At 67.6% G+C, this 23245-nt stretch carries 23 protein-coding genes; 2 read left to right on the top strand and 21 right to left on the bottom strand.

The window, feature by feature from the left end; all coding sequences use genetic code 11:
- Positions 1–4: 4 nt before the first annotated feature.
- Positions 5–475: a hypothetical protein gene (locus G6016_RS01350; protein ID WP_182630916.1), complete on the bottom strand. Its 471-nt coding sequence runs from the start codon at positions 473–475 to the stop codon at positions 5–7.
- Positions 476–729: 254 nt separating this feature from the next.
- On the opposite strand from G6016_RS01350, the gene G6016_RS01345 reads away from it, so the two are divergent.
- Positions 730–2139, top strand: a complete 1410-nt coding sequence (locus tag G6016_RS01345; protein WP_182630915.1) for a DUF349 domain-containing protein — start codon at positions 730–732, stop codon at positions 2137–2139.
- A gap of 109 nt (positions 2140–2248) precedes the next feature.
- Here the strand turns inward: G6016_RS01345 and G6016_RS01340 are convergent, their stop codons facing one another.
- From G6016_RS01340 to pgsA, 9 genes are all read right to left on the bottom strand, one after another.
- Positions 2249–2830, bottom strand: coding sequence for an Rv2732c family membrane protein (locus tag G6016_RS01340; protein WP_182630914.1), 582 nt, complete (start codon positions 2828–2830; stop codon positions 2249–2251).
- A complete protein-coding gene (gene miaB, locus G6016_RS01335) occupies positions 2818–4347 on the bottom strand; it encodes a tRNA (N6-isopentenyl adenosine(37)-C2)-methylthiotransferase MiaB (protein ID WP_182630919.1) in 1530 nt (509 codons plus the stop codon). Before miaB ends, G6016_RS01340 begins: the two co-directional genes overlap by 13 nt.
- A 65-nt stretch (positions 4348–4412) precedes the next feature.
- Positions 4413–4979, bottom strand: a complete 567-nt coding sequence (locus G6016_RS01330) for a regulatory protein RecX (RefSeq protein ID WP_338403468.1) — start codon at positions 4977–4979, stop codon at positions 4413–4415.
- Positions 4980–5020: 41 nt separating this feature from the next.
- On the bottom strand, positions 5021–6124 hold the full coding sequence (gene recA, locus G6016_RS01325; protein ID WP_182630912.1) for a recombinase RecA: 1104 nt from the start codon (positions 6122–6124) through the stop codon (positions 5021–5023).
- 263 nt (positions 6125–6387) lie between these two features.
- On the bottom strand, positions 6388–6582 hold the full coding sequence (locus G6016_RS01320; protein WP_182630911.1) for a DUF3046 domain-containing protein: 195 nt from the start codon (positions 6580–6582) through the stop codon (positions 6388–6390).
- A gap of 103 nt (positions 6583–6685) precedes the next feature.
- Positions 6686–7516, bottom strand: a complete 831-nt coding sequence (locus G6016_RS01315) for a PspA/IM30 family protein (RefSeq protein WP_182630910.1) — start codon at positions 7514–7516, stop codon at positions 6686–6688.
- A gap of 98 nt (positions 7517–7614) precedes the next feature.
- Positions 7615–7995, bottom strand: coding sequence for a helix-turn-helix domain-containing protein (locus tag G6016_RS01310; RefSeq protein WP_277815098.1), 381 nt, complete (start codon positions 7993–7995; stop codon positions 7615–7617).
- Positions 7992–8519, bottom strand: a complete 528-nt coding sequence (locus G6016_RS01305) for a nicotinamide-nucleotide amidohydrolase family protein (RefSeq protein WP_182630909.1) — start codon at positions 8517–8519, stop codon at positions 7992–7994. The genes G6016_RS01310 and G6016_RS01305 overlap by 4 nt, the downstream gene beginning before the upstream one ends.
- A gap of 14 nt (positions 8520–8533) precedes the next feature.
- A complete protein-coding gene (gene pgsA / locus G6016_RS01300) occupies positions 8534–9112 on the bottom strand; it encodes a CDP-diacylglycerol--glycerol-3-phosphate 3-phosphatidyltransferase (protein ID WP_182630908.1) in 579 nt (192 codons plus the stop codon).
- A 120-nt stretch (positions 9113–9232) separates the two neighbouring features.
- Between pgsA and G6016_RS01295 the strand changes: the two genes are divergently transcribed.
- A complete protein-coding gene (locus G6016_RS01295; protein WP_187354219.1) occupies positions 9233–9508 on the top strand; it encodes a YciI family protein in 276 nt (91 codons plus the stop codon).
- Between the two features lie 42 nt (positions 9509–9550).
- On the opposite strand, the gene G6016_RS01290 is transcribed toward G6016_RS01295, so the two are convergent.
- The 11 genes from G6016_RS01290 to G6016_RS01240 form a co-directional block, all read right to left on the bottom strand.
- Entirely contained in the window at positions 9551–12196 is a 2646-nt protein-coding gene (locus tag G6016_RS01290) for an FtsK/SpoIIIE family DNA translocase (protein ID WP_422110425.1), read from the bottom strand.
- A gap of 611 nt (positions 12197–12807) precedes the next feature.
- Positions 12808–15033 (bottom strand): ribonuclease J, encoded by a 2226-nt coding sequence (locus tag G6016_RS01285; RefSeq protein ID WP_241729648.1) that lies wholly within the window; start codon positions 15031–15033, stop codon positions 12808–12810.
- On the bottom strand, positions 15030–15977 hold the full coding sequence (gene dapA / locus G6016_RS01280; protein ID WP_182630905.1) for a 4-hydroxy-tetrahydrodipicolinate synthase: 948 nt from the start codon (positions 15975–15977) through the stop codon (positions 15030–15032). The genes G6016_RS01285 and dapA overlap by 4 nt, the downstream gene beginning before the upstream one ends.
- A gap of 82 nt (positions 15978–16059) precedes the next feature.
- Positions 16060–16812: an FAD-dependent thymidylate synthase gene (gene thyX / locus G6016_RS01275; protein WP_182630904.1), complete on the bottom strand. Its 753-nt coding sequence runs from the start codon at positions 16810–16812 to the stop codon at positions 16060–16062.
- A gap of 39 nt (positions 16813–16851) precedes the next feature.
- A complete protein-coding gene (locus tag G6016_RS01270) occupies positions 16852–17304 on the bottom strand; it encodes a flavodoxin family protein (protein WP_182630903.1) in 453 nt (150 codons plus the stop codon).
- Positions 17301–17780, bottom strand: coding sequence for a hypothetical protein (locus G6016_RS01265; protein WP_182630902.1), 480 nt, complete (start codon positions 17778–17780; stop codon positions 17301–17303). Before G6016_RS01265 ends, G6016_RS01270 begins: the two co-directional genes overlap by 4 nt.
- Before the next feature lie 10 nt (positions 17781–17790).
- Entirely contained in the window at positions 17791–18540 is a 750-nt protein-coding gene (gene dapB / locus G6016_RS01260; RefSeq protein ID WP_182630901.1) for a 4-hydroxy-tetrahydrodipicolinate reductase, read from the bottom strand.
- Positions 18541–18573: 33 nt separating this feature from the next.
- A complete protein-coding gene (locus tag G6016_RS17615) occupies positions 18574–19854 on the bottom strand; it encodes an insulinase family protein (RefSeq protein WP_182630900.1) in 1281 nt (426 codons plus the stop codon).
- A gap of 100 nt (positions 19855–19954) precedes the next feature.
- Positions 19955–22210 carry a polyribonucleotide nucleotidyltransferase gene (locus G6016_RS01250; RefSeq protein ID WP_182630899.1) on the bottom strand — a complete coding sequence of 752 codons (2256 nt, stop codon included), beginning with the start codon at positions 22208–22210 and terminating at the stop codon, positions 19955–19957.
- A gap of 371 nt (positions 22211–22581) precedes the next feature.
- Positions 22582–22851: a 30S ribosomal protein S15 gene (rpsO, locus tag G6016_RS01245; RefSeq protein WP_182630898.1), complete on the bottom strand. Its 270-nt coding sequence runs from the start codon at positions 22849–22851 to the stop codon at positions 22582–22584.
- A 198-nt stretch (positions 22852–23049) separates the two neighbouring features.
- Positions 23050–23245 (bottom strand): riboflavin kinase (locus G6016_RS01240; protein WP_277815097.1); only part of this gene is annotated, 196 nt, incomplete at its 5' end.

Here is a 23245-nt window from a genome sequence, read left to right as displayed (position 1 = left end):
ATGTTCAGTGGCGGCGCTCCGGAACGTCCGCGACGACGACGACGAGGTCCCCCGCTGCCACGCCAACACCCTCGACGGGTGCGTTTCCCGCATCGTCGCCGGCGGGTCGGCAATCGTGCCCGGGACCACGCTCATCTACACCTGTAAAGGTGCGCGGGAGCTCGATGCCGGCGCGGTCGAGCGTCCACCATCCGATGAGCGCCGGATCCGGCACCGAGCCGTGCGATGCGGCAGGCGCGCCCTCACGTCCGACGGGGATGTCGGCTCCCCACCGGGTGAGCGTGGAGCGGACATCGGGCAGCGTTCGCCGCTGCTCGTCGGTTCCCACGACGAGTACCCGTCGGGCTGTCCGGGCGGCCTCGCGGAGCATGGCGCACACCGTGTCTACCTGTGCGGCGCTGTCGGCGAACGCGGCCCCGGACAGTTCCGGCACTAGCGCCGGGGCGCCGGGTATCAGGACGACGGAAGTGCTCACATCATGGAACCTTACTGACCTGCCCGACTCCCCTATCCGCCAGCACTCACCCGCCTGATGTCGGCTCCGACATCGACGCAGCGCCCTGAGATGTGGGCTTTGCGCGTCGGCGCGCGCGGATACACCCTCCGAACCCGGTCAGGTTGGTACACACTAGGTGGATGCCCCCTGCTGTAGAGGGTGGCGTGGCGATGACCGGGGCTTCCCGCCCGGTGACGGGGCCGTGATACGCGGCAGAAGGAAACGAGGACCAGATGAGCGACCAGGCACCCACCGCGACCGGCGGTCAGGACTCCGGCGGTTCGTCGCCGACCCCGGGCCCCCGGCCGGGACCGCGTCCGGGACCGCGGCCGGGACCGCGGCCCGGAGCACCGTCGCCGGCGGCGATGGCGAAAAAGGCCGCCCCGAGCCCGGCATCAGTACCGGAGCCGGCCGCACATCGGCCATCCGACCCGTCCAAGTGGGGTCGGGTCGACGAGACCGGCGCGGTGTTCGTGCGGACGGCAGACGGCGAGCGTCAGGTCGGGTCGTGGCAGGCGGGTGACCCATCGGAGGGGTTGGCGCATTTCGGTCTCCGGTTCGACGATCTCGCGGCAGAGGTCACACTGCTGGAGACCCGTCTGGACACGCACCCGCAGGACGCACGTAAGACCCGCGCGTCGGCGGAGGCTCTCGCCGAGCAGATCCCCACCGCGTCCGCGGTGGGCGACCTCGACTCACTGTCGGCTCGGGTGGCGTCGATCATCGAACGCTCCGGTGAGGTGGAGGCAAAAGCGCGTCAGCGCAAGGACGAGCAGCGTGCTGCCGCCATCGCCCGCAAGGAGGAGCTCGCGACGGAGGCCGAGCAGATCGGCGCGGAATCGACGCAGTGGAAGGCGGCCGGCGACCGGCTGCGGGAGATCCTCGAGGAGTGGAAGACGATCCGGGGCATCGACCGCAAGACCGACGACGCCCTGTGGAAGCGGTTTTCCAAGGCGCGTGAGTCGTTCAACCGGCGTCGCGGTTCGCACTTCGCGGAGCTCGACCGTAACCGGGCGTCGGTGAAGCGGGTCAAGGAGGACCTCGTCGAGCGGGCGGAGGCCATGTCTGGCTCGACTGATTGGAACGACACCGCCACCGCGTATCGACGCCTGATGGACGAGTGGAAGGCCGCGGGCAGGGCGCCGCGGGAGGCCGACGACGCACTGTGGAAGCGGTTCAAGGCCGCGCAGGACACCTTCTTCGACGCCCGGCACGCCGCGGCTGCCGAGCGGGACGCCGAATTCGAGGACAACGCCAAGGCCAAGGAGGCGTTGCTGGCGGAATTCGAGGGTCGCATCGATCCGACTGCGGACCTGGCGGCCGCCCGGTCGACCCTGCGTGAGCTCCAGTCCCGCTGGGAGGAGATCGGCAAGGTCCCGCGTAACCGCATGAACTCTCTCGAGAGCCGCATCCGGGCGATCGAGAAGTCCGTCTCGACTGCCGCGGACACCGAATGGCGTCGCACGGACCCGGAGGCCAAGGCGCGCGCCCGCCAGTTCTGGGACCGTGTTCGCGACTTCGAGGAGCAGGCGAACAAGGCCGAGGCAGCCGGCAAGGCCAAGGACGCCGAAAAGGCCCGAGCTCAGGCCGCCCAGTGGCGCGAATGGGCCGAGGCCGCGGAGAACGCAGTCGATACGCGCTAGCAGCTAGCACGCGAACGGGGGCGGAACGCCTATGCGTCCCGCCCCCGTTGTGCTGTGCGGCTTCACCTCGCAGCGCCGACCCGCGGCGCCGTCCATCGGCGCGGCGCGGTCAGCGGCCGTCGCCGTGGCGCGCTTCCTCTTCGAGTTCGCGCTGCTCGGGGGTGCGCGTCCACAGAACACCCGCGAGGGTTCCGATGAGCAGGAACAGCACGATCTCGCTCAGGTACATGCCGAGCCCCGGTGCACCGAAGCCCTGGAAATCCGGGTCGGGTCCGCGACCGGACTGACGGAGCCAGATCGCGAGGATGCCGTACACCGCCGACACACACGTGGCGCTCCATGCGATGCCCGCCGCCCACCACTTCTGGGTGAGGATCATGACCGCACCGAACCCGATGGTTCCGACGGAATACAACAGCACGAAGATGTGCGACGGCAGCGATGTCCTCTGGTCCGCGGCGGCCTCGGTGAAGAACAGCACGTCGAATCCGCGCACCCCCTCGCTATGGGGAAGCAGCAGCAGTCCGGCGAGAACAACGATGAGCACGGTCGACGCGAGGTACGGCCGTCCGACGACGAGCGTGCGCCCGAGGACCCGGTCCTTGCGTCGGAGCTCCGAATCCGCTTTCTGGGTCACCTCCATGATCCCGGCGATGGGATCTGGACGATCGTCGTTACTCACGTGGGACATCCCTTCTCTGTGACCTCGATGGTCACGGCATCTTTGCGCAGAGTCGGCAGTCCGAGTCCGACGCCGATCGGCGGTGTCTCGGGCTTCTCCCCCGCCTCGTGTCGATCCCCCGCACGGGTGGCGCGATGGCTCAGGACACCGTCATCGGCGAGGAGGTGGTGCGGTGCGGCGGCGGTAATCCGGGTCGTGATGACGTCACCCGGACGGATCAGCCCGGCGTATTCGCCGGTCGGGGCGAAGTGGACTAGCCGCCCGTCGCGTGCCCGGCCGGTCATGCGAGCGGTGGCCGCGTCCTTGCGTCCCTCATCCGCCGTGACGAGCACCTCGACCTCGCGGCCGATCCGGGACTGGTTCTCCTCCAGCGTGATCCGTTCCTGCAGTTCAATGAGGCGCTCGTAGCGCTCCTGCACCACGGCCTTGGGGATCTGGTCCTCCATGGTGGCGGCGGGAGTTCCCGGGCGCGGCGAGTACTGGAAGGTGAACGCGCTGGAGAACCGGGCCTTGGCGACCACATCGAGGGTCGCTTGGAAGTCCTCTTCGGTTTCTCCGGGGAAACCGACGATGATGTCGGTCGTGATCGCGGCCTCCGGCATGGCGGCACGAACCCGGTCGATGATGCCGAGGAACTTCTCGGAGCGGTACGACCGACGCATGGCCCGCAGTATCCGGTCCGAACCGGATTGCAGTGGCATGTGCAACTGCGGACAGACGGTCGGGGTGGTGGCCATCGCCTCGATCACGTCGTCAGTGAACTCTGCCGGGTGCGGGGAGGTGAACCGGATCCTCTCGATGCCCTCGACCTGTCCGGCGGCGCGCAGGAGCTTGGCGAACGCGCCCTTGTCCGACGGCTCGTCCGGATCATGAAACGACCTGCCGTAGGCGTTGACGTTCTGCCCGAGCAGGGTCACCTCGATGACCCCCTCGTCGGCGAGGGCCTGGACCTCGGCGAGAACCTCGCCGGGCCGCCGGTCGACCTCCTTGCCCCGCAGCGACGGAACGATGCAGAACGTGCAGGTGTTGTTGCATCCCACGGACACCGAGACCCATCCGGCGTACGCCGAGTCGCGCGTCGCGGGCAGTGTGGACGGGAAATGCTGGAGTGAGTCGGCGATCTCCACCTCGGCCCGCTGATTGTGCCGGGACCGCTCGAGAAGCGTCGCGAGGTGGCCGAGGTTGTGGGTGCCGAACACCACGTCAACCCACGGTGCCCGGGAGACGACGACGTCCTTGTCCTTTTGAGCCAGACATCCGCCCACGGCGATCTGCAGCTTCGGGTTGGCGTCCTTCCACGGGCGCAGGTGCCCGAGGGTTCCGTACAGCCGGTTGTCGGCGTTCTCCCGTACCGCGCAGGTGTTGAACACGACGAGGTCCGGCAGTTCGCCGGTGGCGGGGTCCGCCTCCCCTTCGAACGGGACGTAGCCCGCGTCCTCCAGGACCCCGGACATCCGCTCGGAGTCATGGACGTTCATCTGGCAGCCGAACGTACGCACCTGGTAGGTCCGCTGTTCGGTGCCCAGCTCCGGAGCGTCTCTGGACGCCGGCTGCGAGTCGGTCACGAGAGAATCCACGCAGGCCAGGGTACTCAGGAGGGGCCGTGGGCCGCCAATTCCGAGTCCACGACCGCCATGGCCAGCCCCGTCGGATAGCCCCGACGGGCGAGGAACGCCACGAGTCGGCGACGCTCGCCGACCGCGGCTTCCCTGTCGACCGCTCCGGGGTAGCGCCGCGCCAGGCGGGTACGCACCAGCTCGGTGGCCTGCTCGCGTTCGTCCGAGGCATCGATATCCGCGACGGCGTCAGCGATGTGCGCCTCACCGACACCCTTGCCGCGGAGTTCCCGCTCCAGTGCGCCCCGGGAGCGACCGCGACGGCGCCGACGACCACGGACCCACTCGGCCGCGAACTCCGCGTCGTCGATTAATCCCCATGCCCGGAGGCGACCGATCGCCTCGTCGATCGCCTCCGGTGGATGCTCCTTCTCCGCCAGCCGGTCTCGCAGTTCCTGCTCACTCCGCGGCCGGTACCGCAGCAGCCGCAGCGACGCGGTGGCTGCCTCATGGGCTTCCGGGGCGAGCGGTGGCAGGTCTTCGGAGCCCGCCGGCCGCGCCTCGACCGCCGCGATGGACGCCCGCAAACCTTCCAGGTCCACGTCCGGACCGACGGTGGGCGGAGCTGTGCGCTCCCCCGGCATCAGAATTCGACGGGCACCACGTCGATCGGCGCGTCCTCGTCAGACTCCGCCTCGATCTCCGCGATTTCTGCACCCGCGCCGATGTTGAGCTTGTCGAGGATCTTGCGCTCGATCTCGTCCCGCACCTCCGGGTTCTCCTTGAGATAGCGGCGGGCGTTCTCCTTACCCTGGCCGAGCTGGTCCTGGCCGTAGGTGAACCAGGAGCCGGACTTCTTGATGAAGCCGTTCTCGACGCCCATGTCGATGAGCGAGCCCTCGCGGCTGATGCCCTCGCCGTAGACGATGTCGAACTCCGCGATCTTGAAGGGCGGTGCCACCTTGTTCTTGACGACCTTGACCTTGGTGCGGTTACCGACGGCGTCCGCACCGTCCTTGAGCGTCTCGATCCGGCGCACGTCGAGCCGGACCGAGGCGTAGAACTTGAGCGCTTTACCGCCGGTGGTGGTCTCCGGCGATCCGAACATGACGCCGATCTTCTCGCGCAGCTGGTTGATGAACACCGCGGTGGTACCGGTGCTGTGCAGTGCGCCCGTCATCTTCCGCAGGGCCTGGCTCATGAGGCGGGCCTGCAGACCGACGTGGCTGTCACCCATCTCGCCCTCGATCTCCGCACGCGGGACGAGCGCGGCCACCGAGTCGATCACCAGGATGTCGATCGCGCCCGACTTGACGAGCATGTCCGCGATCTCGAGCGCCTGCTCACCCGTGTCGGGCTGCGAGACGATCAGATTGTCCGTGTCCACGCCGAGCTTGCGGGCGTACTCCGGGTCAAGCGCGTGCTCCGCGTCGATGAACGCCGCGATGCCGCCAGCGGCCTGGGCGTTGGCCACGGCGTGGAGCGCCACCGTGGTCTTACCCGAGGACTCCGGGCCGTAGATCTCCACGACGCGGCCGCGGGGGAAGCCGCCCACCCCGAGGGCCACGTCCAGCGACAGCGCGCCGGAAGGGATCACCTGGACCGGCGGACGGGTGTCATCACCCAGGCGCATGACCGAACCCTTGCCGTAGGCCTTGTCGATCTGGGCCAACGCCAACTCGAGCGCCTGCTCCCGGTTCTGTGCGGCACCGGCCTTTCCGGTCCCCGTCTTGGCCTTAGCTGCCATGTGTCTGCTCCGTTCATCTCGACCACCGGCTTCTCGCCGGCCGGTCTTTCGTGGTGTCACTCGCGGACGTTACGGGTCGGGTACGACACAACATGTCCTACCAGCCCCGACGCCGGATTCCTGTGGAGCGGGACGGCCCCTGTGGATAGCGCCGAACTCTCCGCGATCGACCACCAGTGTATGGCGAACGCCTGTTCGAGGTCGAACGACACGCCGGTGCGATCGCCCGGCTCGCCCTCCAGCTCGACTCCCGGCCCGGCCTGTCAGCGCAACCGGTCAGAAACCTCGAACTCATCGCACAATGCCAACCAGACCTGCTTGACGGACTGGCCGCCGTCGATCGCCTCGTGTGCCGTTCGACCGCCACACGAGGCCAGGTGGTGGGTCCTGACGAGATGGTCGGCCCGCAGTTCTCCGAAGGCCTCCACGGCCCGGGCATGGAATTCGGTCAGCGTCACGCGCTCCCCTCCTTCGAGTTCGACAATGCGGTATGCGGGTCTGCGGTATTCGGACGACGACGGGCCGCCGGCGATTCCGCCGACGGCCCGTTGCCCTACGAGATCACTGCTGTTCGGTCTGCGCCTGCTGCTGCTGGGGCGGCGTGGCCGGCTGCGACTGGCCCTGGCCGAGCTGCCCGGCATTGCCGGATCCCTGGTTCAGCTGGCCACCCTCGGCCTGCATCGACGCACGAATCTGCTCGAGGCGGCTGTGCCCGGCCATCTGGGTGGATGCCTGCTCGATCTCCATCATCCGACCCTGCACCGAGTTCTGGGCGAGCTCCGCCGAACCGAGCGCGTTGGCGTACCGCTGTTCGATCTTGTCGCGGACCTGGTCCAGGTTCGGGGTGTTGCCGCCGGACGACATCTCCGACATCGACTGCAGGGAGGCGCTGACCTGCTCCTGCATCTTGGCCTGCTCTAGCTGGCTCAGCAGCTTGGTGCGCTCGGCGACCTTTTGCTGCAGCACCATCGCGTTCTGCTCGACGGCCTTCTTGGCCTGTCCCGCCGCCTGGAGCGACTGGTCGTGCAGACCCTTGAGGTCCTCGACGTTCTGCTCCGCGGTGACGAGCTGGGCGGCGAAGGCCTCGGCGGCGTTCTCGTACTCCGTCGCCTTCTGCGCGTCGCCGTTCTGACGAGCCTGGTCGGACATCTGCAGTGCCTGCCGGGTCGAACCCTGCAGCTTCTCGATGTCCGCGAGCTGACGGTTGAGCTTCATCTCCAGCTGACGCTGGTTGCCGATGACTGCGGCGGCCTGCTGCGACAGCTGCTGGTGCTGCCGCTGCGCATCCGCAATGGCCTGCTGGATCTGCACCTTCGGATCAGCGTGCTCGTCGATCTTCGAATCGAACAACGCCATCAGGTAGCGCCATGCCTTTGTGAACGGATTGGCCATCTCTGCGTTTTGTCCTTCTGCCGATTCGGACGACGGGTCTGCTCTACGGTACCGAACACCGCCGTGGGTGGACCACCCGGAGTTGACTAGTGAAACCGTCAGGCCGCGAGGACGGGCTCGACGAAAGTACCCGGGGGCGACACCTCGAGCGCCGCACGGATGAGGATCTCACCGAGGGAGACATCGAGGGCCCCGGAGATCGACGCGAGGAGCTCACTGGATGCCTCTTTGCGACCCCGCTCGATCTCGGAGAGATAGCCGGGACTGACCCGCGCCGCATCTGCCACGTCGCGCAGGGTCCGACCGGACTCGCCGCGCAATCCACGAAGGACCGTCCCGAGTGTCTCGCGCAGCAGGGGCGGAGAGGAGAGATGGTCGGGACGGGGCAGCGTGGTCATCTGGATGTTCGGCATCAACGGGTACAACGCACGTCCCTCCGAAATCGTTCCCGCCACTGTGCGCGATGTCGTCGTCGTCATGGTGCCTGTCCCGGCGCCGACCCGTCACCGCTGGTGGCCTCGCCGGGGACCCTCGCCACGTCCAGGAGAATGTCCATCGCGGCGCGGCACGCACCCTCCCGGATCCGGCGCCGGTCGCCCGTCAGCTCGAGCCGCTGGGACCACACCCCACGTCCCGGTACGCACAGTCCCACGTGCACGGTCCCGACCGGCTGACCCTCCTGCTCGTCGGGGCCCGCCACGCCGGTCAGGCCGATTCCCACGTCGGCCCCGCACCTCGACGCGGCGCCCGAGGCCAGGGCGCGCGCGGTCTCGGCAGACACCGCCCCGTGCCGTTCCAGGACCTCGGGTGGGACCCCGGCGAGCTCGTGTTTGAGGTCGGTCGCGTACACTACCACGCCGCCGCGCAGCACCGCGCTGGCCCCCGGCACATCGGCGACGGTCGCCGACAGCAGGCCCGCCGTCAACGATTCCGCGGTCGCCAGAGTCCAGCCCCGCCCCCTCAGCACGGCGACGAGCTCGGCCGCCACGTCAGAGAAGGCCATCGCGCGGGAGGAGATCATCGCGCCGCTTGCCGGGCCTTGACCACGTAGTCGATCCCCGTGTAGACGGTCAGCGCCACGGCGACGCCCATGATCAGCCATTCGCCAGGCCACACCCAGTACGGCAACGGCAGGATGAGCAGCCCCACGCCGAGAGTCTGCGTGACGGTCTTGAGCTTGCCGCCCTTGCTGGCCGCCACCACGTGGTCGACCCCGAAGAATCTCCACAGGGTGATGCCGATCTCGCGCACGAGGATCACGATGGTCACCCACCAGAACAGTTCGTGGACGAGCGACAGCGAGATCATCGCCGCGGCCATGAGGGCCTTGTCGGCGATCGGGTCGGCGATCTTGCCGAAGTCGGTGACCAGCCCGAGCTTGCGGGCGAGGTAGCCGTCGACGTAGTCGGTCATCATCGCGATGGCGAACACCGCAAACGCGCCGACCCTCCACCACGCGTCCTGGGCGCCGTCGATGAAGAACACCACCACGAACACCGGTACCAGGATGATCCGGAGCACCGTGAGGACGTTCGCGATGTTGAGGACTGGGACCTCGGAGGTCGGGGCGCCGTCACCGGTCGTGGAGGTAGTCACCCCCTCACCTTAGCCAGACCCGCACGCCTACTCTTGTGACAGTAACCACCCATCCGACAAAAGCCCTGACGGGGAGCTCGGCTCCCCCGAGATTTTCCTGAGGAGAACCCCGCCGTGCCGATGTTCGCCGTGACCTACACGTACGAGGACGCCCAGACCGACGCGCGCGAGGCCAACAAGCCCGCCCACCGTGAGTGGTTGGCCGCCCGGGTGGCCGAGGGCACGATCCACACCGTGGGACCGTTCGTCGACGGGTCCGGTGCGTTACTGATCGTGGAGGACGACGACGAGGCCGGCGCCGCCGCCCTGGTGGGCAAGGACCCGCACTGCGTCCAGGGCTTCGTCTCGTCGGTGACAATCCGGCAGTGGAAGCCGGTGTTCGGCGCGATGTCCTGATCAACAGGCCGGCGTCAGCCGACCAACATCAACGGGCCGGCATCAGCCGACGGGCGACTCGACCGGGTCCTCGAGGTCCGCGGGCTCATCCAGCCCGTCGTCCGCGGACTCCTCGGGCGGGGTCCCGCCCTTGATCATCCACAGCACCGACGCCAGCTCCTCGGGTCGGACGAGCACCTCGCGGGCCTTGGATCCCTCGGACGGGCCCACGATGTCGCGGGACTCCATGAGGTCCATGAGGCGGCCGGCCTTCGCGAAGCCCACGCGCAGCTTGCGCTGCAGCATCGAGGTCGAGCCGAACTGGCTCGAGACCACCAGCTCGACCGCGGCGAGCAGGTCATCCAGGTCGTCGCCGATATCGGCGTCGATATCCTTCTTGCCCTCATCCTTGGACTCGGTGACCGTCTCGTCGTACTCCGGCTCCGCCTGGTTCTTGGCGTAGTCGACGACCTCGTGGATCTCCTCGTCGGTGATGAACGCGCCCTGCATACGCACCGGGCGTGACGCACCCATCGGGATGAACAGTCCGTCGCCCATACCGATGAGCTTCTCCGCGCCGGCCTGGTCGAGGATGACCCGGGAGTCCGTGAGCGAGGAGGTGGCGAACGCCAGACGCGAGGGCACGTTGGTCTTGATCAGACCGGTCACCACGTCCACCGAGGGGCGCTGCGTGGCGAGCACCAGGTGGATACCGGCGGCACGGGCCTTCTGCGTAATGCGGACGATCGCGTCCTCGATGTCGCGCGGTGCGGTCATCATCAGGTCGGCGAGCTCGTCCACCACGGCGACGATGAACGGGTACGGGCGGTACTCACGCTCGCTGCCGGGCGGCGTCGTGATGGCACCCGAACGCACCCGGTCGTTGAAGTCTGAGATGTGGCGCACGCGGGTGGACTTCATGTCCTGGTAGCGCTGCTCCATCTCCTCGACCAGCCAGGCCAGAGCCGACGCCGCCTTCTTGGGCTGGGTGATGATCGGGGTGATGAGGTGCGGGATGCCCTCGTACGGGGTCAGCTCGACCATCTTGGGGTCAACCAGGATGAGGCGGACCTCGTCGGGGGTGGCCCGCGTCAGCAGTGACACGAGCATCGAGTTGACGAAGCTCGACTTACCGGAGCCCGTCGAACCGGCCACGAGCAGATGCGGCATCTTGGCCAGATCGGCAGTGACGAAGTCGCCCTCAATGTCCTTGCCCAGCCCGATGAGCATCGGATTGTGCTTGTTGGCGGTCGCGGGATCGGTGAGCACGTCGGCCAGGCGCACCAATTCTCGATCGAGGTTCGGCACCTCGATACCGACTGCGGACTTGCCCGGGATGGGCGCCAGCAGGCGGACGTTGTCGGTCGCCACCGCGTACGCGATGTTGCGGTGCAGGGCCGTGATCTTCTCGACCTTCACGCCGGGGCCGAGCTCGACTTCGTAGCGAGTGACTGTCGGGCCACGGGTGAAGCCCGTGACCGCGGCGTCGATCTTGAACTGCTCCAGGACCCCCTGGATCGCCTCGATCATCTGATCGTTGGACTCGCTGCGTTCCTTCGGCGGGTCGCCGGCGGTGAGAAGCTTCAGCGGCGGGAGCGTGTAGTCGACACCGCTGAGCAGCTGTGTCTGCGAGTCCAGCTGTTCGCCGTCGGTGTCCGAGGCGGTGTGGCTCGCCGGGGTGTTGGTCTGTGGCACCGCGGAGGTGTCCACTGCGGCCCGGTCCGATGCAGGCGCCGCCGGGGCCTTCTTGCCGGCGGTCCGGTTGGGCCGTGCGGCCCGGGCACCCGCCGCACCGGCGACGGCACCAGCGGCCGTCGCTGCCGCTGCCGCCTCGGTGGGCACGGTCGTCGACTCGGGATCGACATCCGCCCGCGTGCCGGCAACATCCGCACCCGCCGCCGCGGGCCTGTGCCGAGATCTGGTCTCGGTCGCCGCGGGCATCTCCACCGTCTCCCCGGTGGTGGGTGTGTCCGACCATGCCGACACCCGGCGACGGGACGAACGCCGTCCTGCCGCGCGATCCGGTGCCGGTTCCGGATCGTCGGCTCCGACGGTCTCTGAAATCGGGTAGGCGGTGGTCGCGCTGTCCTCGATGTCGTCGTAGTCGTAGTCGTCGAGATCGGCGCTTCCGTCCCAGCCGAAGAAACTACGGACCAGGCCGGGGATCTCCCGTGCGGGACGGCCGATGAGCACCAACACTCCGAAGGCGATGATCAGCAGCAGGATCGGGACGGCGACGAACACGGACAGTCCGGATTCGATTCCACCACCGACGATCCGGCCGAGCACTCCCCCACCGGACCGGACGCCCTCGGGATCCGCGGGCGACCCGGACGCCAGGTGCCACAGTCCGAGCACGCCGAGCGCGGTGATGATCGTCCCGACAAGCCACCGGGAGTGGACGTCGGAACGAGGCTCACGGGCCATGACGAGCACGCCCCAGCCGCCGAGCAGCAGCGGGAGGAGGGCTCCGGGGGTTCCCACGACGGTCCGGATTCCGGTGTCGATCCACTGGCCGACCGGCCCTGCGGCGCTGAACCACACCGCTGCGGCGAACACGATCGCCACGCCGATCAGGACTAGGCCGAGACCGTCACGCCGGTGCGGGGGAATCGCCTTGTCGTCGTCGGACCCGGGCCCGAGGCCGCGGACGCTGTGCCCGACGCCCTTCGCGAGTGTCGACCAGCCTCCGCGCAGTCCGCGTCCCACGGCACCGAACGCCCCGGAGGTCCGCTCCGGAGCCTGCGATGCGGGGCGTGACCCCGCACGGCCGGCACCTCGTTGCGCAGAACGCGTGCCCGGCTTCGGGGTCGAGACGACCGCACCACGCCGCGAACTCCCGCCCCGCGTCTTCGGGGAGGTGGACGTGGTCGACCGCTGCGCACCGGATTTCGACGCGGGGCGCCGTCCGCCGGGCGCACGTGTGGATCGCGTGCTCGAGGTGGATGCCATGGCTGTCACTCTATCGTCTTAAACCCCACTGGTAACAGCAGCCACACGCCGCGGGTGGGGCACTCGATGGCGCAACCGTTCTGTGAATGGGTTTCGAGCCCACTAAGAGCGCGCTGAACAGGCGAAACGTCCACCATCAGGAGAAAGTGGCTGACAACACACCGTGACACTCGCGTGGATCGTTCATCGCGATCCTGCGCTCAACGTTGCCAGGAAGGCCGCCGTCGAGATGACCGCCGCGCCGACGAACCTCATCGTGGACTGCCCGATCCGTCCGAAATGGGCCCGGACCCGCATCGCGCGCAGGGTTCCGCAAGCGCGATACGGGTCCGGTCGTACAGGTGGCCGGGTGTCTCGGCCCCCGTCGGTCAGTTCTCGGCTACCGCCGAGGTGATGACCGTCGGGACGATCATCGGCTTACGACGCCACTTCTCCGACACCCAGCGGCCAACGGTGCGGCGAACGGCCTGCGCGAACCGGTAGGGATCGGTCTCTCCCTCCCCTGCGAGGTCCCACAGGGCGTTCTCCACCAGCTCCACCACGGGGGCGAGTGCCCCTGGTTCGTCGGTGAATCCCTTGCCGATGATCTGCGGCTTGCTCACCGGTCGACCGGTCCGCGGGTCCACCACAACGGTCGCGACGATGAAGCCGTCTTCGGCGAGCGCCGTGCGGTCGGCAAGGACCGTGTCACCGACGTCGCCGGTCGAGAGCCCGTCAACGTAGAGGTTTCCGACGGGGACCTGGCCCACGACGGAGGCCTTGCTGTCGACGAGGTCGACGACCACGCCGTTCTGCGCGAGGACGACGTTCTGCTCGGGCACGCCGGTGGCGACGGCGAGCGCCTTGTTCGCACGGAGATGACGCCACTCGCCGTGGACCGGCATCGCGTTCTTGGGTCGCACCGCGTTGTAGATGAACAGCAGTTCGCCGGAATAGCCGTGACCGGACACGTGGATGTTGGCGTCACGACCGGTGATGACCTCGACGCCCATCTGCGACAGGCTGTTCATGACACCGAACACGGCTTCCTCGTTTCCGGGCACCAGTGACGAGGAGAACAGCACGGTGTCGCCCTCGCCGAGGTTCACCTGACGATGCTCGCGCCGGGACATCCGTGAGAGCCCGGCCATCGACTCGCCCTGAGTACCCGTGGTCACCACGACGAGCTTCTCGGGAGGCAGCTTGCCGGCGGTGTCCATGTCGACGATGACGCGAGAGGGGTCGGTGAGTAGTCCCATCTCGAGCGCGATCTCCATGTTGCGGAGCATGGACCGGCCGTTGAGCGCGACCTTGCGCCCTGCCATCGCGGCGGCGTCGATGACCGACTGCACGCGGTAGACGTTAGATGCGAAGCAGGCGACCACGACGAGCTTGCGCGCGTCGGTGATGAGGCGCTCGAGTGCGGGGCGCACGCCCGCCTCGGACGGGCTGATCCCCGGCGTCGTGGCGTTGGTCGAGTCGACCAGCAGCAGGTCGATTCCCTCGTCGCCGAAGCGCGACATCTTGGGCAGGTCGGTGGGCCGTTTGTCGGTGGGCAGCTGATCGAGCTTGATGTCGCCGGTCATCATTACGGAGTTGCCCCCGGCCTTGATGACGACGCCGAGGCATTCCGGAATCGAGTGGTTGACGTCGAAGTACCGCACCTCAAAGGCCCCGAAGGACGAGATGGTGGACTCGTCGACCTCGCGGAACACAGGCTTGATGCGGTGCTCACGGCACTTGGCCGCCACGAGTGCGAGCGTGAACTTGGAGCCCACGATCGGGATGTCCGGGCGCAACTTGAGCAGGAACGGGATCGCGCCGATGTGGTCCTCGTGACCGTGCGTGAGCACGAGCGCCTCAACCTGGTCGAGGCGATCCTCGATGTGATCGAAATCCGGGAGGATCAGGTCGACGCCGGGCTCGGTCGAGCTCGGGAACAGCACGCCACAGTCCACGATGAGCAGCTTCGAGTTGTACTCGAAGACCGTCATGTTGCGGCCGATCTCCGAGATGCCGCCGAGCGCGACCACCCGCAGCGCGCCCTTGCGAGCCTTCGGCGGGCTCGGAAGACGCACGGTCATGTCAGCGCCCTGCATGGTCTTGACGCCGCCGAATTCAGCGGTCGAGGAATCCCCACGGCCGCGACCACGGCCCCGGCCGCCACGGTTACGTCCGCCGCCCTGGCCACCGGAGTTCTTGCCCCCGCCGTTCTGGCCACCGTTGTTCTGGCCGCCGCCATTCTGACCGCCGCCGTTGCCCTGGCCACCGGAGCGCTTGCCCCCGCCCTGGTTGTCCGCGCCCTTGTCTGACCGCGCAGATGACCCGTTCGAGTCGGAGGAAGATCCCCTTCGTCCACGCGAACCGGACTTCGACGCACCGGCCGCCCCCTGTCCGCTGCCTGATTTCGCGGTGTTGCTCTGCTCGGTCGCCTTCTGCTCCGCGCCCTTCGACTGCTGAGCCTTCCCCTCGTTGGAGGAGGCTGCGTTGGGTTCGGTGAACTGGACTGCGGTGACGGGTGCGGGCGCCCCCGAGGGACGACCTGCGGCCCGACGCGAACGGCCGCGACTACGACCGGAGTCGGGATTATCAGTTGATGTCGGATTATCTGTCATGCAATGACTCCTGCTCTGTGAAGCAGCGCCGCCAGGGCGTCGCGCTGCTCATCGGTTGGTGGTAACTGCGGGAGTCGCGGCACACCGGCCGGGATCCCGAGAAGTTCAAGTGCTGCTTTGGACATAGACACGCCTCCGAGCGCCCTCTGGGCGTCGAACAACGGGAGGAGTCCGAGGTTAATTCGACGAGCGGTCTCGACATCACCGGCGAGGTACGCGCTCCGGAGTTCGACCAGCTGCCGAGCTGCTACGTGCCCGATCACGCTGACGAATCCCGCGGCGCCGACGGACAACCAGGGAAGGTTGAGTTGGTCGTCACCGGAGTAGTAGACGAGATCGCAGTGCGACATGACCGTCTCCGCGTCGTGGAAGTCGCCCTTGGCGTCTTTGACGGCCACGATGTTCGGATGACCGGACAGCCCGATAAGGGTGTCCGCCTGGATGGGGACCACGGAGCGTGGCGGGATGTCGTACAACATCACCGGCAACTCGGTGGCGTCGGCGATCGAACGGAAATGAATATCCAGGCCGGCCTGCGTCGGCTTGGAGTAGTAGGGGGTGACCACGAGCAATCCGTGGGCACCCGAGGCCGCGGCCTGGCGGGCCGCGTGGATGGAGTGCGCCGTGTCATAGGTGCCCACTCCGGCGACGATCGTCGCCCGATCCCCTACTTCCGCCACGACTGTTTCCAGTACCGCCAGTTTCTCGGCGTCAGACGTGGTGGGCGACTCCCCCGTGGTTCCGGATACGACGAGACCGTCGCATCCTGAGTCCACGAGATGTCGTGCGACACTGGCGACCGCCTTCAGGTCGACGAAACCGTCGGACCCGAAAGGAGTGACCATCGCCGTGATGACCGTGCCGAACGGCGCGGGGCGGCCGGATTCGGAGGGGACGGAGCGGCGTGCAGCCGACCCTGATACCCCAGTGGTCACGTGTGTCATGGTGTCCCAGAGTACCCGCACGACCACACGGAATCCGATTCAGACCCTGCGATCGGGACCGAGATTGGGACGCGCATCACGTTCAACCCTCGAGCACGTACGGGCTGACGGCGATCTCCGACCCGTCGTCCAACGTCGCGATTTCGAAATCGGAGAACACCGAGGGCGCCACGTCACGGAGCTTGCGAAGTACGTCGATCGCCAGCCCACGGATCTCGGTGTCGGCATGCTCGGTCGCACGCATACCGATGAAATGCCGCCAGGACCGATAATTTCCGGTCACGACGATGCGGGTTTCCGTGGCATTCGGCAGAACCGACCGTGCAGCCTGTCGCGCCTGCTTGTGCCGGAGCATCGGATTGGGCACGTCCGCGAACCGCTGCTCCAACTTGGTGAGCATCTCCGCATAGGCTTCCCGGGATGCGTCCGTCGCGCGCTGGAAGATCTCGACGAGCTCGGGATCGTCGGCGATGGCGGGAGGTGGGACGACCTTCGAGTCATGCTCCGGAACGAAGCGCTGCGAAAGCTGGCTGTAGGAAAAGTGTCGGTGCCGGATCAGCTCATGGGTGCAGGAACGAGAGATCCCGGTGATGTAGAACGTCACGGTGGCGTGTTCGAACACCGACAGGTGCCCTACCTCGAGAATGTGCCTGAGGTACCCGGCGTTGGTCGCGGTCCGCGGATTCGGCTTGTCCCAGCTCTGATAGCAGGCACGGCCGGCGAACTCGGCGAGGGCGGATCCACCCTCAGCGTCGGTTTCCCATTCAAGTTCCTCGGGTGGGGTGAACCGGGTGTGCGCCACCATGCGGACCTGCCGCCGGACGAGTTCGGACATGGTGGGGCTCCTTTGTACTTCCTGGCTGGCTGATTGTGTTCAGCCGAGCAGATGCGCGGCGACAGTGGCCGCTGAGTCGGCGACCGAGTCCAACTCTTCACGACCGGGCTCACCGGTGATCTGAGCTGCCGGGGCAACCGCCTGCAGCGCCCACCCCGTGGTGATCTTCTCAACGGACGTCACTGCGCCCGAGGTGTCGTTGTCCCCGTGGACGCACAAGGCGTAGGGGCGACCGGACACCGCACCCTCACAGGTGTAGTAGGTGCGGTCGAAGAAATGCTTGAGCGCACCGGACATGTACCCGAAATTGGCCGGGGTGAGAAACACGTAGCCGTCGGCCCGCAAGACATGATCATCGGTGGTGGCGAGTGCCGGCACGGACTCAACCGAGATCCCCTCCAGCTCTGGATGCGCCAGGCCGGTTTCGATGGCTTCCAACAGCCGCCGAAGCCGCGGCGATGGGGCGTGGTGGACCACCAGGACGGTACTCATCTCGCACTCCCCTGTCCTGCTTGCTCTGCCGAGCGGAGGTCCATCGCCGTCCGCATCACCTCGCGAGCCCGAAGACGATCGCCGGCATGGTCATAGGCCCTGGCCAACCGGTAGTTCGTACGCCAGTTCTCGGGATCCGCCTGATATTCGGCGCTGACCTCGTCAAACAGAGCATCGGCGGCATCATGCTCCAGCCGGCCCGACGGTCGGTGGTCCAACCCCGAGATGTCGAGCTCGATCCCCTCGGCGGCAGCGGCGGCGGAGATTCGCTGGAGCTCGAAGCCGTTTCGCAGGATCGCCCACGTCGCCCAGGCGCCAACGACGGTGAGCAGGATGATCCCGACCCCGAGGCCTTGCATCGCGACGTGTTCGGAGGCGGCGATCATCGACCACCCAAGGAAGAGGAGGTAACCGAATGCCACCAGCAGCCCCGCCGCGGCGAGGAACATCACCAGTGGTTTGACGAACTTATCCACGATGCAGGACCTACAGATCCATGAAGCTGTCCAGGCCTACGGTCAGGCCCGGGGCGTTCGCGATCTGCCGTACGCCGAGCAGAACTCCCGGAGCAAACGAAGTCCGGTCCAGGGAGTCATGGCGGATGGTCAGGGTTTCACCCTGCGTCCCGAGCAGTACTTCTTGGTGCGCGACGAGCCCGGTGACACGGACCGAGTGGACACGCACGCCGTCGACGTCGGCGCCGCGTGCACCGTCGAGCCCGGTGGACGTGGCATCGGGTGACGGACCGAGGCCCGCGTCAGCGCGCGCCTGGCCCATCATCGCCGCCGTGCGGTGAGCGGTGCCCGAGGGCGCATCTGCCTTGTTGGGGTGATGCAGTTCGATGATCTCGGCCGACGGGAAGTACTTGGCTGCCTGGACGGCGAAACGCATCATCAGGATCGCGCCGATGGCAAAGTTCGGTGCGATCAGGACGCCGGTGCCCGGGCTCGCCTCAAGCCATCCGCGGAGCGTATCGAGCCGGTCCTCGGTGAACCCGGTGGTGCCGACAACGGCATGGATGCCATTGGCGACGCAGAATTCCAGGTTGGGCATCACCACATCGGGATGGGTGAAGTCGACCACGACCTCGGCTCCGGAGTCGACGAGCGACTGCAGGGCGTCACCCTGGTCGATCTCCGCGACGAGCTCCATATCGTCCGCGGCACGAACGGCGTCGCAGATTGCCGTGCCCACTTTGCCGCGTGCACCGAGCACTCCGACCTTCGTCACCGTCATCGTCTCCTTAGGATCGCCAGTTCAGTTTCCAGACTATCGGCCAAGCGCGTTGATAAGCCCAGCCGCGCCGCCGTGGGGCATGCCGGGCCCCACTGCTGCCAGGCACCACGGGGCCGACTCCTCGGCCCAGTAGTCCACCACGTCGTCCCGTGAGACGTCGCGCAACCTTTTCATGGAGTCCGCGACAGGGATGATGGTGTCCCGGTCGAGCAGATGCCGACCGATGCGCGTCATCCTCGACAGCGGATCGTCCAGTCCGAGCCGGATGGAGCCGGTGAGGTGACCGATCGCCCGATTCACCTCATCGGGGCAGGGTGCCGAGCTGGTCATCCCGGACACCACCGTCGCCAATTCATCGAGCAGTCCGGCTGCTCGGTCTGCCGGGCACCCGGCGACCACGGACAACACCCCCGTGTGCCGGAACTGATCCATCGATGCGTACACCGTGTAGGCCAGCCCGAGGTCTTCCCTGATGCGTTGGAAGAGTCTCGAGCTGAGCCCTCCCCCGAGGACGGCGGTGGCCACCTGGGCGGCCGCGCGGTCGGAGTGAACCCGGGCAGGTGTACGCCGGGCGAGGGCGAACAGCACCTGTTCCGAGTCCTCGTCCTCGCCCACGACGACGGATTCGGGCGCCCATACCCGGGCCGTGGCGGAAACAGACGATTCGCGGGGGCCGAGCATGCCAGGAAGTGGGCCCTGGGAAATCCACCGAACCAACCTGTCGTGGTCGATGTTCCCGGCCGCGGACACCACCACGTTGCCTTCTCGGAGGATCCGCTGACGAAACGATGTCAGTGTGTCGGCATCGAGGTGTTCCACAGACTCCTCGGTGCCGATGATCGGCCGGGCCAGCGGGTCGGTGCCCAGCACGGCCGTGGTGGCCAGCTCGCACGCCAGGTCCTCCGGGTCATCCGATCGACCGGCGAGCTCGTCGAGGATGACGTCGCGTTCGATCTCGACGTCATCCGGATGGCACAGTCCCCCAGCGACCACATCCGAGAGCACCGCGACGGCGTCGGACAGCCCCTCAGCGGGGACGTGCACGTGATAGCAGGTGTGCTCGCGGCCGGTGTAGGCGTTGAGATCGCCTCCCAGGAGGTCTATCCGTTCGGAGAGCTCCCGCCCGGATGCCGAGGCGGTGCGTTTGAACAGGACATGCTCTAGGAAATGGGCGGCGCCGTGTTCGTCGGGTCCCTCATCGGCGGAGCCGGATCCCACCCAGATTCCGACAGCGGCGCTGTGGCACCACGGCATCCGCTCGGTCACGACCCTGATCCCGGGGATCGACTGGTCCACACGGATGGAGGTTTCCACGGTTTCCGGTCCCTTCTCATGACGAGTCGAGGCACGCACCCCGGAACCGGGGTGCGTGCCTCGTGGCCGCCGGGTCGACTGTCAGCGACCCGGCGAGTGATCAGTCGTCGCTCGCGTCGTCCGCGGACTGCTCGGCGTCCTCGGAGACCGGGACCAGACTGATCTTGCCGCGGTTGTCGATGTCCGCGATCTCGACCTGCATCTTGTCGCCGACGTTCACCACGTCCTCGACCTTGGCGATGCGCTTGCCCTGGCCGAGCTTGGAGATGTGCACCAGGCCGTCGCGACCGGGCAGCAGCGACAGGAACGCACCGAACGGGGCGGTCTTGACGACGGTGCCGAGGAAGCGCTCGCCGACCTTGGGCAGCTGCGGGTTGGCGATGGCGTTGATCTTGTCGATCGCGGCCTGCGCGGAGTCACCGTCGGTCGCGGCGATGTACACGGTGCCGTCGTCCTCGATCGAGACGTTGGCGCCGGTCTCCTCCGTGATCGAGTTGATCATCTTGCCCTTGGGCCCGATGACCTCACCGATCTTGTCGACGGGAACCTTGATGGAGACGATCCGCGGGGCGAACGGGCTCAGCTCGTCCGGCTCGTCGATGGCCTCGGCCATCACGTCGAGGATCGTCAGACGGGCCTCGCGGGCCTGGGTCAGCGCACCAGCCAGGACCTCGGAAGGGATACCGTCGAGCTTGGTGTCCAGCTGCAGGGCGGTGACGAACATGCCCGTGCCGGCGACCTTGAAGTCCATGTCACCGAACGCGTCCTCGGCACCGAGGATGTCGGTGAGGGCGACGTAGCGGGTCTCGCCGTCGATCTCGTCGGAAACGAGACCCATCGCGATGCCCGCGACGGGGGCCTTGAGCGGCACGCCGGCGTTGAGCATCGACAGGGTCGAGGCACACACCGAGCCCATCGACGTGGAGCCGTTGGAGCCGAGCGCCTCCGAGACCTGACGGATGGCGTACGGGAACTCCTCGACGCTGGGCAGCACCGGCACAAGGGCGCGCTCGGCGAGCGCACCGTGGCCGATCTCGCGGCGCTTGGGCGAACCCACGCGACCGGTCTCACCGGTGGAGTACGGCGGGAAGTTGTAGTGGTGCATGTAGCGCTTGCTGGTCTCCGGACCGAGCGAGTCGATCTGCTGCGCCATCTTGACCATGTCGAGGGTGGTCACACCCATGATCTGGGTCTCGCCTCGCTCGAACAGAGCCGAGCCGTGGGCGCGGGGAACGATCTCGACCTCGGCGGACAGGGCGCGGATGTCCCGGATGCCACGACCGTCGATGCGGAAGTGATCGGTGAGGATCCGCTTGCGCACGATCGACTTGGTGAGCGACTTGAAGGCCGCTCCGACCTCGCCCAGGCGGTCCTCGAAGCGCTCGGTGAGCTGCTCGAGAACCGCGGCCTTGAGCTCGTCGGTCGCGTCGTCGCGCTCCTGCTTGTCGGCGATCTGCATGATCTCGCCGAGCTTGGCCTCCGCGACCTCGGCGACCGCTGCGTACGCGTCGTCGGCATACGGCGGGAAGAGCGGGAACTCGCGCGGGGTGCTGGGTGCGGCGGTGGCCAGCGCCTGCTGCGCGGCACACAGCTCGGCGATGAAGGGCTTGGCGGCCTCGAGGCCCTGTGCCACGACGTCCTCGGTCGGCGCCTGGGCGCCACCGGCGACCTTCTCGAGCACCGTGTCGGTGGCCTCGGCCTCGACCATCATGATGGCCACGTCGGCCTTGTCACCGGAGCCGATGACCCGGCCGGCGACGACCATGTCGAACACCGCACCCTCGAGCTGCTCGACGGTCGGGAACGCGACCCACGTGCCGGCCGGGTTGTCCGCGGTCGGAATGAGCGCGATACGCACGCCGCCCACGGGGCCGGAGAACGGAAGACCGGACAGCTGGGTGGAGGCGGACGCGGCGTTGATCGCGACCACGTCGTACAGGTCCTTGGGATCCAGGCTCAGGACCGTCACCACGACCTGGACCTCGTTGCGGACGCCGTCCGCGAACGTCGGGCGCAGCGGCCGGTCGATCAGGCGGCAGGTGAGGATGGCGTCGGTGCTGGGACGTCCCTCGCGCCGGAAGAACGAGCCGGGGATGCGGCCGGCGGCGTACATCCGCTCCTCGACGTCCACCGTGAGCGGGAAGAAGTCGAAGTGCTCCTTGGGGTGCTTGCCGGCCGTGGTGGCCGACAGCAGCATCGTGTCGTCGTCGAGGTAGGCAACGACGGAGCCGGCGGCCTGCTGGGCCAGCCGACCGGTCTCGAATCGGATCTCGCGGCGACCGAAGTCACCGTTGTCGATGGTGGCGACGGACTCGAAGACCCCGTCTTCGACCTCAACGGCCGTAATCTGTGACATAGATATTCCTGTCGTGTCGGGTGTGTAGGGGCGCCGGGCGGAGCAAACCGCCGCGCGCCACCGGGCGACACGTTGAGGGGTCCCGGTACGACCTCGGTCTTCGATCGAAGCGGCCGGAGTCGGTGCCCCGTCAGATACGGGCATCTTCTGCTCCGGCAGCCACTACCGAGGACCGCCAATCGGACCTGTCGACCACCCCGGTACGTGTGCACCGGCCGGGAGCCAGGCTATCAGGGAAAACACGGCGGGTCACCGGGGCGCACGGGCGCGCCTCCCCCGGCCAACGCCGACGCTGCGCTTAGCGCCATAAAAAACGATCCCCGCCCTGGAGACCAGGACGGGGACCGTGAAAGTCGTTCGAGCGACGATGCTCAGCGACGCAGACCGAGCTTCTCGATCAGCGCGCGGTAGCGGTTGATGTCGACCTTGGCGACGTACTTGAGCAGACGACGGCGACGGCCGACCAGCAGCAGCAGGCCACGACGCGAGTGGTGGTCGTGCTGGTGGGTCTTGAGGTGCTCGGTGAGCTGCGTGATGCGCGTGGTGAGAAGCGCGACCTGGGCCTCGGGCGAGCCGGTGTCGGTCTCGTGGATCCCGTACTCGGCCAGTACGGCCTTCTTCTCTTCGGTGCTCAGAGCCATGGTTACTCCTGGTTGTTCCAGTCCGCAGAAAATGTATGGCCCCGCCGCCGCGGACCGCAGGAGGGCCGAGGGATGACCTTACCAGCCGTGCACCCTCGGGCCCCAATCAGCGCTCACCGCCCGAGCAGGCCGCCGGCATGCCCGAGCAGGTCGCCCGCGCGCCCGAATGGGCCGCCCGCCTGCCCGAGCGGGCGGCGCTCACAGTTCGAGGATCTCCCGGGTCCGGGCGACATCGCGCCCCATGGCCACGAGCAGCTCGTCGACGGACGAGAACTTCTCCATGTCGCGGACGTGGTCGACGAAGTCGACGGCGGCGAGCCTGCCGTACAGGTCCGCGGATTCGTCCAGGACGAACGCCTCGACGCTCCGGGCGGTGTCCCCGAAGGTGGGGTTG

This window comes from Dietzia aerolata, from assembly GCF_014144865.1.
Taxonomy (GTDB): Bacteria; Actinomycetota; Actinomycetes; order Mycobacteriales; family Mycobacteriaceae; genus Dietzia; species Dietzia aerolata.
This window is presented reverse-complemented; position numbering and strand designations above follow the sequence as displayed.